The organism is Mycobacterium sp. ABE4_509, from assembly GCF_056160785.1.
The window spans coordinates 1-12,124 of the sequence record NZ_JBSWXU010000154.1; the positions used below are offsets into that span (position 1 = coordinate 1).

Here is a 12,124-nt window from a genome sequence, read left to right on the forward strand (position 1 = left end):
GCCCGGCCGCGCCCGCCGCCCCGGCCCCGGTGGCGGCGGTCCCGACCAGCGATCCGCATCGCTTCGGACGCGTCGACCCCGATGGCACGGTGTGGCTGATCACCAGCTCCGGCGAGCGCAACATCGGTTCCTGGCAGGCCGGCGACGCCGAGGCCGCCTATGCGCACTTCGGTCGGCGGTTCGACGATCTGCACACCGAGGTCGTCCTGCTCGAGCAGCGGCTGTCCGCCGGCTCCGGGGACGCCCGGAAAGTCCGGTCCGCGGCCAGCGCGCTGGCCGAGAGCCTGCCGACGGCGCACGTGCTGGGTGATGTGGAGGCCCTTGCGGCGCGGTTGTCGGCGATCGTCGAGCAGGCCGACAACGCCACCCAGGAGGAGAAGGCCAAGCGCGAGGAGGTCCGCGCCGAGCAGACCGCGCGCAAGGAGGCGCTGGCCGCCGAAGCCGAGGAATTGGCGGCCAATTCGACGCAGTGGAAGGCCGCCGGTGACCGGTTGCGCGCCATCCTCGACGAGTGGAAGACGATCACCGGGCTGGATCGAAAGACCGACGATGCGCTGTGGAAGCGCTACTCGGCCGCGCGCGAGACGTTCAACCGGCGTCGCGGGTCGCACTTCGCCGAGCTGGACCGCGAACGCGCCGGAGCCAAGAAGGCCAAGGAAGCCCTGTGCGTGCAGGCCGAGGAACTGTGTGACTCCACCGACTGGGGACCCACGGCGGCGACGTTCCGCGACCTGCTCACCGAGTGGAAGGCCGCCGGACGGGCCGCCAAGGACGTCGACGACGCGTTGTGGCGGCGTTTCAAGGGTGCTCAGGACAAGTTCTTCTCGGCGCGCAACGCGGCCTCGGCCGAACGCGACGCCGAGTTCCGCGCCAACGCGCAGGCCAAGGAGGCGCTGCTGGCCGAAGCCGAGCGCCTCGACACCTCGGACCTGGACGCCGCCCGCTCGGCGTTGCGCTCCATCGGGGACAGGTGGGATGCCATCGGCAAGGTGCCGCGCGAGCGCGGCGCGGATCTGGAGCGGCGGCTGCGGGCGGTCGAGAAGAAGGTGCGCGACGCCCCGACCGGTGGGGTCGACCCGGAAGCCCAGGCACGAGCCGACCAGTTCCGTGCCCGCGCAGAGCAGTTCGAGCGCCAGGCGGAGAAGGCCGCGGCCGCGGGCCGCACCAAGGATGCCGAGCAGGCCCGCGCCAGCGCCGAGCAGTGGCGCCAGTGGGCCGAGGCGGCCGCCGAGGCGCTGGGCAAGAAGGGTTAGCCGTGGGTTAGCCGGCCCCGTCCCGGGGTGGTTGGTCCTTGTCGTCGAGGCCGTCGAGCAGGCCTTTGCGCTGCTGTTCGGTTGCGACGCGGCGGCGGTGTTCCTCGCCGGCCAGTTGCAGAGCGGTGCGCTCGGCTACCACCCGGGCCCAGTGGTAGGTCAGCACGATCACCGAGATCCAGGCGATGATCAGCCCGAACCCGGGGCCGGGATAGGGCCCTGCGGCGGTCTGGCGGGACCACACGGCCAGCAGCCCGAGGAACGACCCCACGGTCGAACCGGCCAGCGCGATCCAGGCCAGTGCCCATCGGCGGGTCACCAGCGCCAGGATCGAGAAGCCGACGCCGAAGACGAGCACGATCCAGGTGAACACCCGCGACGGCAGTGCGATCCCGTTGTCGGTCGCGACGTCGGAGCCGACCAACACGTCGAATCCCCGCGCGGCTCCGGTGTGCGGCAACACGAAGCTGACCAGCAGCGCGAACACGGCGATCGCCAGCACCAGCGCCCGCGGTCCCGGGTTGATCTCACGGGCGACGCGCTGTTCGACGTCGTCGAGGTCGCCCCGGTAGGCATCCAGACCGCGGGGGTCCTCGCCCGGGAACTCGCCGCCGGCGGGTGTGTCGCTCATCGGGTGCACCCTACGGCCGGCGCGGGTGCGGCGGGCACTCCGATCGAGGGCATGCCCAGCCCGACACCCGTACGCGGCGTGCGCCCGGCGGCGTGGGCGTCGCCGGCGCGGGTGCGCCGGTGTTCGAGCAGTCCTGCGTCGGCGATGAGGTGGTGCGGGGCCGCGCCGGTCACCGTGGTGACGACGACGTCGCCGGCGCGGATCTGCTCTGCCGCCGGACCCGGATCGAAGTGCACCAGCCTGCCGTCTCGGGCGCGGCCCGACATCCGCGCGGTCGCCGCGTCCTTGCGTCCCTCGCCGGTGGCCACCAGCAGTTCGACGGTCCGCCCGATGATCGCGGTGTTCTCCTCCAGAGAAATGCGTTCCTGGAGCTCGATGAGCCGCTGATAACGCTCGGAGACAACTGCTTTGGGCACCTGGTCGGCCAGTTCAGCAGCCGGGGTGCCGGGCCGCTTGGAGTACTGGAAGGTGAACGCGCTGGCGAATCGCGCGGCCTCGACCACGTCGAGGGTGGCCTGGAAGTCCTCCTCCGTCTCGCCGGGGAACCCGACGATCAGGTCGGTGGTGATCGCCGCGTGCGGGATCGCCGCGCGCACGCGTTCGATGATGCCGAGATAGCGATCGGCCCGGTAGGAGCGCCGCATCGCACGCAGGATCCGGTCCGAACCCGACTGCAGCGGCATGTGCAGAGTGGGACACACATTGGGCGTGTCGGCCATCGCCTCGATGACGTCGTCGGTGAACTCGGCCGGATGCGGTGAGGTGAACCGGACCCGCTCCAGCCCGTCGATGTTCCCGCACGCGCGCAGCAGCTTGGCGAAGGCGCCGCGGTCGCGGGGCTGGTCCGCCCAGCTGGTCGTGTCCTCGCGCAAGCGCTCGTCCGTAGCGAACGAGACACCGTAGGCGTTGACGTTCTGCCCGAGCAGCGTCACCTCCAGCACGCCCTGGGAGACCAGCGCCGAAACCTCGGCGAGCACGTCGCCGGGCCGACGGTCGACCTCTTTGCCGCGCAGCGACGGCACGATGCAGAAGGTGCAGGTGTTGTTGCACCCCACCGAGATGGAAACCCATGCGGCGTAGGATGATTCGCGCCGCGCCGGCAGCGCCGACGGGAACTCCTGAAGTGCCTCGGCGATCTCGACCTGGGCGACCCGGTTGTGCCGGGCACGCTCGAGCAGGGCCGGCAGCGAGCCGATGTTGTGGGTGCCGAACACGACGTCGACCCAGGGAGCCTTGCGCAGCACCGCGTCGCGATCCTTCTGGGCCAGGCAGCCGCCGACGGCGATCTGCATGCCCGGATCCGACTGTTTCCGCGGCGCCAGGTGGCTGAGGTTGCCGTACAGCTTGTTGTCCGCGTTCTCCCGCACCGCACAGGTGTTGAACACCACCACGTCGGCGTCGGCGCCGTCGTCAGCGCGCCGGTAGCCCGCGGCTTCGAGCAGGCCCGCCAGCCGTTCGGAGTCGTGCACGTTCATCTGACAGCCATAGGTTCTGACCTGGAAGGTGCGCGCGGCACGCCCGGGGCCGGCCCCGTGCGCCTGCTGCGTCACCGTGGAAGTCACGGACCCCATCCTACGGACGGGCCGGACCCACCTGTCGGCCCGGCGTGACCGCGGTGATCTGCGCGGATTGTTCACTTCCCGGCAAGCCGGGCGTCCCCTGGGTAAGGTCATCACGCATGGAGAGCTCCTCTGGCGTGCCGATGATCTCGATGAAAGAGGTCAACAAGCACTTCGGCGAACTCCACGTCCTCCAGGACATCAACCTCGAGGTCGGCAGAGGCCAGGTCGTCGTGGTGCTGGGACCATCGGGGTCGGGCAAGTCGACCCTGTGCCGCACCATCAACCGGCTCGAGACCATCGACTCGGGGACCATCACCATCGACGGCCAGGTACTGCCCGAGGAGGGCCGCAGGCTCGCGCAGCTGCGCTCCGATGTCGGCATGGTGTTCCAGTCGTTCAATCTGTTCGCGCACAAGACGATTCTGGACAACGTCACGCTGGCTCCGATGAAGGTGCGCAAGCTGTCCAAGTCGGATGCCCGGGAGAAGGCGATGGCGCTGCTGGAACGGGTGGGCGTGGCCAACCAGGCCAACAAGTACCCCGCACAGCTCTCCGGCGGCCAGCAGCAGCGGGTGGCGATCGCCCGCTCGCTGGCGATGAACCCGAAGGTGATGCTGTTCGACGAACCGACCAGCGCACTGGACCCGGAGATGATCAACGAGGTGCTGGCCGTGATGGCGTCGCTGGCCGGCGAGGGCATGACGATGGTGGTCGTCACCCATGAGATGGGTTTCGCCCGGCGGGCGGCCAACCGTGTCGTGTTCATGTCCGACGGCGCCATCGTCGAAGACGCCGAACCTGTGCAATTCTTCGAGAACCCGCAATCGGAACGAGCCAAGGACTTCCTCGGCAAGATCCTCCATCACTGACCCGACCACCCGCAGATGCCCGCCGAAAGGAAAAACACCGTCATGTTCCCGACATCGCTGTCCAAGCGCGTCATCGGTGCTGTCGCCCTCGCCGCCGCACTCCCCTTCGCCGCCACCGCGTGTGGCGGGGACAGTGGCGGTGGCGGCGGTGACAGCGACAGCATCGTGATCGGCACCAAATTCGACCAGCCCGGCCTGGGCATGCGCAACCCCGACGGCACCATGAGCGGGTTCGACGTCGACGTCGCCACCTATGTCGCCGGCGAGCTGGGCTACACCCCTGAGCAGATCGAGTGGAAGGAAGCGCCGTCGGCGCAGCGCGAGACGCTGATCCAGAACGGGCAGGTCGACTTCATCGCGGCCACCTACTCGATCACCGACTCCCGCAAGGAGCGGGTGGACTTCGCCGGGCCCTACCTGATCACCGGCCAGAGCCTGCTGGTGCGCGCGGACAGCAATGACATCAACGGCCCGGCCGACCTGGAGAACAACAAGATCCTGTGCTCGGTGTCCGGCTCGACACCGGCCCAGAAGATCAAGGACGAGTTCACCGGAGTGCAGCTGCAGCAGTTCGACACCTACTCGGCGTGCATCGAGGCGCTCAAGAACGGCGCCGTCGACGCGGTGACCACCGATGAGACCATCCTGGCCGGTTACGCCGCCCAGGACCCGGGGGTGTTCAAGATCGTCGGCGACCAGTTCTCCGAGGAGCGCTACGGCATCGGCCTGGAGAAGGGCAACACCGAGCTCTGCACCAAGATCACCGACGCGCTGACAAAGATGGAGAACGACGGAGACTGGACTGCGGCCTGGGACAAGAACCTCGGCCCGGCCGGTCTGCCTGCGCCGACCCCGCCGACCCCGGAGGCCTGCTGAGCGTCGACGGGCAGCAGCGTCGCGTCCGGAGCCGAGTAGTCGACGACAGCAGATAGGGACCGCCGCCCGTGGAGATATTCAGCGAGTATCGCGACCAGATCTTCGAGGCGTTCTGGACGACGATTCAGCTGACCGTGTTCGCGGGCGTCGGAGCGCTGGTACTGGGCACCGTGTTGGCCGCGATGCGGCTTTCACCGGTGCCGATGATGAACTGGCTGGGCACCAGCTACGTCAACATCGTGCGCAACACCCCGTTGACGCTGATCATCATCTTCTGCTCTCTCGGCTTGTCCCAGACCCTGGGGATCACCCTCGCGGGCCGGCAGTCACCGACCTTCATCGAGGACAGCAACTTCCGGCTGGCGACCCTCGGGCTGGCGGTCTACACCGCGGCTTTCGTATGCGAAACGGTGCGCTCGGGCGTCAACACGGTGCCGCTGGGGCAAGCCGAAGCCGCCAGGTCGCTGGGCCTGACGTTCGGGCAGAACCTGCGGATCGTGCTGCTGCCGCAGGCTTTTCGGGCGGTGATCATCCCGCTGGGTTCGGTGTTGATCGCGTTGACGAAGAACACGACGATCGCCTCCGCCATCGGCGTGGCCGAGGCTGCGCTGTTGATGAAGGAGATGGTCGAGAACACCGCGGCGGTGATGGTCGTGGGTGGGATCTTCGCGCTCGGGTTCGTCATCCTGACCCTGCCGACCGGTCTGTTCTTCGGTTGGCTGGGCAAGCGGCTGGCGGTGGTGCGGTGATGAAGGCCTGCAAGAGGAACGGACAAAGCCGATGAGCGCCGGATCATCGGTTCTCTTCGATGCGCCGGGGCCCCGCGCGCGGGTGCGCAACCGCGTCATCTCGGTGGCCACCGTGGTCGTGGCGCTGCTGGTGGCCTGGGTGGTGCTCAGCCGGCTGGCCGACCGGGGGCAGCTGACCTCCGAGAAGTGGTCACCGTTCCTGACGTCGAACCTGTGGACCACCTACGTGTTGCCGGGTGTGAAGGGCACGCTCACCGCGGCGGCGGTGTCGATCGTGCTGGCGCTGATCCTGGGCTTCGTGCTCGGCGTGGGCCGACTGTCGACCCACCCCGGCATCCGCTGGCCCTGCGCGGTGATCGTCGAGTTCTTCCGCGCCGTCCCGGTGCTGATCATGATGATCTTCGCGTACTTCTTCTATGCGGTGTACGCGGTGTTCCCCGCCGGGCAGCTCGCGCTGGCCGGTGTGATCACAGGTTTGACCCTGTACAACGGCGCCGTCATCGCCGAGATCGTGCGCGCCGGGGTCCACGCGTTGCCCCGCGGCCAGACCGAGGCGGCCTCGGCGCTGGGGCTGTCCTGGGGTCAGACCATGCGCTCGATCCTGCTGCCGCAGGCCGTCACCTCGATGCTGCCGGTGTTGATCTCGCAGTTGGTGGTGGTGCTCAAGGACACCGCTATCGGTTACCAGATCACCTTCGTCGAAATGGTGCGCCAGGGCACCGCGGTGGGCTCGGCCTACGGCAACTTCATCCCCGCCCTGATCGTGATCGCGATCCTGATGATCAGCCTGAACTTCACTCTGTCGTGGTTCGCGACGTGGCTCGAGCGCCGGCTTCGGCAGTCGCGCAAGGGCCGCGAGGAGCCGGCCGCCGAGGCCGCGATGGAAGAGGCCGGAGATCAGAGCCGCGGCACATGAGTCAGTTGCTGGTCGCGATGGAGCTGGAGGTGCTGCCGGAGTCCGCGCTGCGCACCATGGTCGATTTGATGGTGCGGCTCATCGAGGCCGGCGGCGCCATCGTCATCATGATCGGCGCGGTCGTGGCCATGGTGAAGTTCGCGGTGGCATTGGTGCGCCGCGACATCAATTCGTTCTCCGCCGTCCGTCTGACGCTGGCCCGCTTCCTGGTTCTGGGCCTGGAATTCCAGCTCGCCGCCGACGTGCTGCGCACCGCCATCTCCCCGACGTTCGAGGAGATCGGGAAGCTGGCGGCCATCGCGGCGATCAGAACGATTCTGAACTACTTCCTCAACCGCGAGATCGCCCAGGAGCAGCGCGAGATCGAGCTGGCGAAATCCCGGCCGCCGCAAGAGCCGACGGGCTGATGAACGTCATCGTCGGTGCCGCGTGGTGCATCGGGGTCGCCGGGATCGCCCTCGGAGCCGCCGCGCTGCTGGTGTTCCGGCAGCCGTTGCTCGCGTTGCAGGTGACGATGGAGATGCTGCTGGCCGCGGGACTGCTGCGGTTGAGCGTCGACAACTCCTGGGCGGCGATCGCCGGGGCGGCCTTGGTGCTCGCGGTGCGCCGCATGATCACCCGAAGCCTGACCGCCGACTTCACCCGCACCGCGTCGACGCCGGGATGACCCGGGCGGTGCCGGCTAGACCCGGCGGCGCTCCCATTCGCCGGCCAGTTCGGTGGTCACGACGTCGGCCGCCATCGTCTGGCCGTAACCCCGCCGGGCCAGCATTCCCACCAGCCGTCGGGTGACCTTGTTCTGCGCGTCACGGTCACCGGGATCGCCGAGCTTCTCCCGGCGCAGCCGGTCGCGGACCAGCTTCTCGGCGCGTTCACGTTCGGCCCCGGCGTCGATGTCGGCCAGCGCCCCGGTGATCACGTCGTCGTCGACACCCTTGTCGCGCAGCTCAGCGGCCAGCGCTCGCTTGCTCTTGCCCGAGTTGGCTCGCCGGGACTGCACCCACTGCTCGGCGAAGTCTTCGTCGTCAACCAGCGCCACCTCGGCCAGCCGCTCGACGACTTCGGTGCTGATGTCCTCGGGGTAGCCCCGTTTGGCGAGCTGACCGGCCAGTTCCGCACGGGTCCTGGCTCGCACGGTGAGCAGGCGCAGGCACACTGCCCGCGCCTGCTCGGCCCGTTTGGCGCGATCCGCGCGATCAGCCGCCGGGCCGCTAGAAGTCGACCGGAGCGGGAAGGACGTCATCGCCCGACTCATCTGTCATCACGGCGCCGATACCGAGCTTCTCCTTGATCTTCTTCTCGATCTCGTTGGCGACCTCGGGATTTTCGAGCATGAAGTTGCGGGCATTCTCCTTGCCCTGACCCAGTTGCTCGCCGTCGTAGGTGAACCAGGAACCGGACTTGCGGATGAAGCCCTGTTCGACACCCATGTCGATGAGCGAGCCCTCCCGGCTGATTCCCCTGCCGTACAAGATGTCGAACTCAGCCTGCTTGAACGGTGGCGACACCTTGTTCTTGACGATCTTGGCCCTGGTGCGGTTGCCGACCGCATCGGTGCCGTCTTTGAGTGTCTCGATCCGGCGCACATCGATCCGGACCGAAGCGTAGAACTTCAAGGCCTTTCCGCCCGTGGTGGTTTCCGGAGAGTTGTGCACCATCACACCGTCGACGAAATAGTTGTGGTTGCCCTCGACTTCGATGTCGAATCGATTCATCGACCGGGCCTGCGGCTTGACGTGCACGTCGAGCACCCGCGCCGGAACGAGCCGCTGGCTGGGCTCCACGAACTGGGGTGTGACGCTGCCCAGACCACGGAATCGCGGAAGCAGCTTGTGCTCCATCGACGGCGCCATGTACGGAGCCACCATCTCCTGGAACTTCGCCGAGGCCGCGGTGGAGAACACCAGCACGGCCTTGCGCCGCGTTCCCGCGTAACGCAGCCGGACATCCAACCCATAGGTGTCCCGCAGATAGTCGCACAGCCGGACCCGGGAGCTCTCGCCCATCGCCTCCACACAGATCTCGATGCGACCGCTGCCGCCCTCGGTGCGCTGCTGAAGCCCCTTGGAGCGCACCGTGAAACCGCCGTCGTCCATGTACCAGACCGCCAACGCCAGCGGGGTCAGTGCCTTGAGGTAATCCTCGGACAGGAATTTCTTGCCGTCGCCGAGATAGACCGCGCGACGCAACTCACCAAGTTCGGCCAGCGGGGTGAAGTCCGCGCACCGCGAGCCGTTGTCGTTCTCCCGAACCGTGTGCTTGACGTTGCCCAGCAGGTCGACCTTCCACTGCAGGTAGTCGGCCTCCTTGGCGCTGCGCCCCATGCGGAAGCGGACACCGTTACGGTCATGGCGGTTCGGAGACAGGTTTCCATCACCCATCAACGAGCCCAGGATGACCTGGAACTGCTGGTCGCTGAGCAGGTGCGGTTCGGAGGCCATCACCTGATCACCGGCGATGATGTCACCGGCCTCCGTCCAGCCGGCGGGTGTCCGGATGAGGTGGTTCGGGGTCGCCGCGAACTGCGACTTGCCGTTTCCGCCGGACTTGGCGACGGTGAACTGCAGGAACTGTTCGGCCGGTCCGTTGTTGAACCAGTCCACCACCTTGCGCGGGACGATCTGATCGCTGACGGGGTCGTAGGACATCACTTCGACGTCCATCTTGTTGTTGACGATCTTGCCGATCTTCTCGGTGGTGCCGTCGGCGAGCTGCACCCGGGTGCCGTACGAGAAACACCCGAACATCACCCCGATCTTCTCGCGGAGCTGGTTGATGAAGATCGCCGTCGTGCCCGAGTTGCTCAGGGCACCGGTCATCTTCCGCAGCGCCTGGCTCATCAGGCGCGCCTGCAGCCCGACGTGGCTGTCCCCCATCTCCCCCTCGATCTCGGCGCGCGGCACCAGTGCGGCCACCGAGTCGATGACCAGGATGTCCAGCGCGCCGGACCGGATCAGCATGTCGGCGATCTCGAGCGCCTGCTCGCCGGTGTCGGGCTGAGAGACCAGCAGCGCGTCGGTGTCGACCCCGAGCTTCTTGGCGTATTCCGGATCCAGCGCGTGCTCGGCGTCGATGAACGCGGCGATGCCGCCGGCGGCCTGGGCATTGGCCACCGCATGCAGGGCGACGGTGGTCTTACCCGAGGACTCCGGGCCGTAGATCTCGATGACCCGGCCGCGGGGCAGCCCGCCGATGCCGAGGGCGACGTCGAGTGCGATCGAACCGGTGGGGATGACCGAGATCGGCTGACGCACCTCTTCGCCGAGGCGCATCACCGAGCCCTTACCGAAGTTCTTGTCGATCTGGGCGAGCGCCAGTTCCAGTGCTTTCTCGCGATCGGGGGCCTGCTGCGCCATGGTGGGTACCTCTCCGGTAGTCGTTGTTGACCGGTTCTCGGTCGGTTGGCCGCGACGGTAGATCAGGCCACCGACAAGTCAGCGTCGAACGTTCCCCACAGTAGACGAACAGGTGTTCGATTCAAGTGGACACGCCGACGGGCTACGGTCGGAAGAATGACAACCGCCGAGGATGTCCGGATCTGGGCCGACGGCGAGCAGATCGCCACCTATCTCTACCGGCCGCCCGCCGGCACCGGTGACGCCGCCTGCGTCGTGATGGCCCACGGCTTCAGCGCCACCCGCGACGACGGGCTACCCGCCTACGCCGAGGCGTTCCGCGAGGCCGGTTACGTGGTGGCACTGTTCGACTACCGCCACTTCGGCGCCTCGACCGGCCAGCCGCGCCAACTGCTCGACGTCGGCAGGCAGCACGCCGACTACCACACCGTGATCGAGTGGGCCCGCCGCCTCGACGGGGTCGACCCCGACCGGATCGTGCTGTGGGGATCCTCGTTCTCCGGCGGTCACGTGCTCGCCGTCGCCGCCCGGGACCCCCGCATCGCCGCGGTCATATCGCAGGCCCCGTTCACCGATTCCCTGCCGGTGCTGCGTGAGATACCCCCGCGCACGGTGGCGAAGCTGACACTGGCCGGAGTGCGGGACCAGTGGAACGCGTGGCGCAGACACCCTGCCGTGCTGATCCCCGCGGTCGGCGAGCCGGGCGCCGTGGCCGCGATGACCTCACCGGACGCCGAACCCGGCTTCCAGGCGATCCTCGGGCCGAACTCCCTGTGGCGCAACGAAGTCGCCGCGCGCCTGATGCTCAGGTTCGCGTTCTACCGGCCCGCAACCGCAACCGCGCACCTGCACATGCCGGTGTTGTTCTGCGTCTGTGACGACGACGTGGTCACCCCACCGGCCTCGACGATCGCCGCCGCGCACCGCGCACCGCGCGGCGAGCTGCGCCGCTACCCCTACGGACATTTCGACATCTACCTCGACCCGCAGGTCAAGGCCGACCAACTCGACTTCCTGAACCGGGTGCTCGGCCCGCGCCGGTAACCCCTCACCACTGGTCGCGCGGAACGTCGAAATCCGCGCACAGAGCCCGCCACACCTCGCGCGGCTCGACGCCGTCCTCGATGGCCTGCTCGGCGGTCCGGCCGCCGACACTGCTCAACACGTGATCGACCAGCATCGACGACGCCCGGACCGCGCCGAACTGCCCCTCCACGAGCTCGTGGAACTCCGTCAACCGCACAGGGCCCAACCTACGCCGACGCGCCGAGAGCGTCATGGCACGCCCGTACCGGATCGACGACCGCATCGATGGTGGCGCCGGCCCGGCGGGCCGCGTCCCGGTACCGGGGCGATCCGAGCACCTCGCCGGCTGCGGCAGCCAGCGCCTCCCCGGTCAGCGGCCGGACGAGCTGCGCACTACCTTGGCGCACAAGGCGATTGGCGATCTCCCATTGGTCGCCACCACCGGGGACCACCACCATCGGCACCCCGGCCAGAAGTGACTTGGCCACCGTCCCGTGGCCACCGCCGCAGATCAACAGATCGGCCTGCGCGAGCAGCTGGTCCTGGCGGCCCAGACCCACCACCGCCCAGGGGGGCACCGGCTCGCCGGGTCCGTCGAGCCGGGACACCACCACCCGGGCCCCGAGCGGCAACACCTCGCCCGGAACCAGCACCTCCAAGGCCAGCTCCGCCATCCCGCGGGCTCCGGTCGTCGCGGTCGAGGGCGCGACGACGACGACGGGACCGTCGCCCGCGGGCACCGTCAGCACCGAGGACGTCGGCTCGAAGTGCAGCGGGCCGACCACCACGGCCTCGGCCGGCCAGTCCGGCCGCGGGACCTCCAGGGCCGGCAGGGTGGCGATCAGCCGCCGCAGCGGCCCCGGCTCCTCGGCCGGCAGACCGATCC

Annotated in this window: 14 protein-coding genes; 8 read left to right on the forward strand and 6 right to left on the reverse strand. The window is 68.4% G+C overall.

The features are described from left to right. Positions 1 to 1,253 (forward strand): DUF349 domain-containing protein (locus ACXAID_RS23705; protein WP_475024629.1); only part of this gene is annotated, 1,253 nt, incomplete at its 5' end. Between the two features lie 7 nt (positions 1,254 to 1,260). Here the strand turns inward: ACXAID_RS23705 and ACXAID_RS23710 are convergent. Together ACXAID_RS23710 and miaB are read right to left on the reverse strand one after the other, a co-directional pair. Further along, positions 1,261 to 1,884, reverse strand: coding sequence for an Rv2732c family membrane protein (locus tag ACXAID_RS23710; protein ID WP_475024630.1), 624 nt, complete (start codon positions 1,882 to 1,884; stop codon positions 1,261 to 1,263). Continuing rightward, a complete protein-coding gene (miaB, locus tag ACXAID_RS23715) occupies positions 1,881 to 3,446 on the reverse strand; it encodes a tRNA (N6-isopentenyl adenosine(37)-C2)-methylthiotransferase MiaB (RefSeq protein WP_475024631.1) in 1,566 nt (521 codons plus the stop codon). The genes ACXAID_RS23710 and miaB overlap by 4 nt, the downstream gene beginning before the upstream one ends. Before the next feature lie 140 nt (positions 3,447 to 3,586). On the opposite strand from miaB, the gene ACXAID_RS23720 reads away from it, so the two are divergent. The 6 genes from ACXAID_RS23720 to ACXAID_RS23745 all read left to right on the forward strand — a co-directional run bounded on the left by ACXAID_RS23720 (position 3,587) and on the right by ACXAID_RS23745 (position 7,523). Beyond that, positions 3,587 to 4,315, forward strand: coding sequence for an amino acid ABC transporter ATP-binding protein (locus tag ACXAID_RS23720; protein ID WP_475024642.1), 729 nt, complete (start codon positions 3,587 to 3,589; stop codon positions 4,313 to 4,315). 42 nt (positions 4,316 to 4,357) lie between these two features. Next, on the forward strand, positions 4,358 to 5,191 hold the full coding sequence (locus ACXAID_RS23725) for a glutamate ABC transporter substrate-binding protein (protein WP_475024632.1): 834 nt from the start codon (positions 4,358 to 4,360) through the stop codon (positions 5,189 to 5,191). Positions 5,192 to 5,259: 68 nt separating this feature from the next. Beyond that, a complete protein-coding gene (locus ACXAID_RS23730; protein WP_475024633.1) occupies positions 5,260 to 5,940 on the forward strand; it encodes an amino acid ABC transporter permease in 681 nt (226 codons plus the stop codon). Positions 5,941 to 5,971: 31 nt separating this feature from the next. Beyond that, a complete protein-coding gene (locus ACXAID_RS23735; protein WP_475024634.1) occupies positions 5,972 to 6,856 on the forward strand; it encodes an amino acid ABC transporter permease in 885 nt (294 codons plus the stop codon). Further along, positions 6,853 to 7,263, forward strand: a complete 411-nt coding sequence (locus ACXAID_RS23740) for a DUF1622 domain-containing protein (RefSeq protein ID WP_475024635.1) — start codon at positions 6,853 to 6,855, stop codon at positions 7,261 to 7,263. The genes ACXAID_RS23735 and ACXAID_RS23740 overlap by 4 nt, the downstream gene beginning before the upstream one ends. Next, a complete protein-coding gene (locus tag ACXAID_RS23745; protein ID WP_475024636.1) occupies positions 7,263 to 7,523 on the forward strand; it encodes a hypothetical protein in 261 nt (86 codons plus the stop codon). Before ACXAID_RS23740 ends, ACXAID_RS23745 begins: the two co-directional genes overlap by 1 nt. 15 nt (positions 7,524 to 7,538) lie before the next feature. On the opposite strand, the gene recX is transcribed toward ACXAID_RS23745, so the two are convergent. Together recX and recA are read right to left on the reverse strand one after the other, a co-directional pair. Further along, on the reverse strand, positions 7,539 to 8,099 hold the full coding sequence (gene recX, locus ACXAID_RS23750; RefSeq protein WP_475024637.1) for a recombination regulator RecX: 561 nt from the start codon (positions 8,097 to 8,099) through the stop codon (positions 7,539 to 7,541). Continuing rightward, on the reverse strand, positions 8,068 to 10,212 hold the full coding sequence (gene recA, locus ACXAID_RS23755) for an intein-containing recombinase RecA (RefSeq protein ID WP_475024638.1): 2,145 nt from the start codon (positions 10,210 to 10,212) through the stop codon (positions 8,068 to 8,070). Before recA ends, recX begins: the two co-directional genes overlap by 32 nt. A gap of 156 nt (positions 10,213 to 10,368) precedes the next feature. Here recA and ACXAID_RS23760 point away from each other — a divergent pair, with 156 nt between their 5' ends. Continuing rightward, a complete protein-coding gene (locus ACXAID_RS23760) occupies positions 10,369 to 11,256 on the forward strand; it encodes an alpha/beta hydrolase (RefSeq protein WP_475024639.1) in 888 nt (295 codons plus the stop codon). Positions 11,257 to 11,260: 4 nt separating this feature from the next. Here the strand turns inward: ACXAID_RS23760 and ACXAID_RS23765 are convergent, their stop codons facing one another. Together ACXAID_RS23765 and ACXAID_RS23770 are read right to left on the reverse strand one after the other, a co-directional pair. Then, positions 11,261 to 11,455 (reverse strand): DUF3046 domain-containing protein, encoded by a 195-nt coding sequence (locus tag ACXAID_RS23765; protein WP_475024640.1) that lies wholly within the window; start codon positions 11,453 to 11,455, stop codon positions 11,261 to 11,263. 10 nt (positions 11,456 to 11,465) lie between these two features. Beyond that, the coding region (locus ACXAID_RS23770; RefSeq protein ID WP_475024641.1) for a glycosyltransferase at positions 11,466 to 12,124 on the reverse strand (659 nt) is incomplete at its 5' end.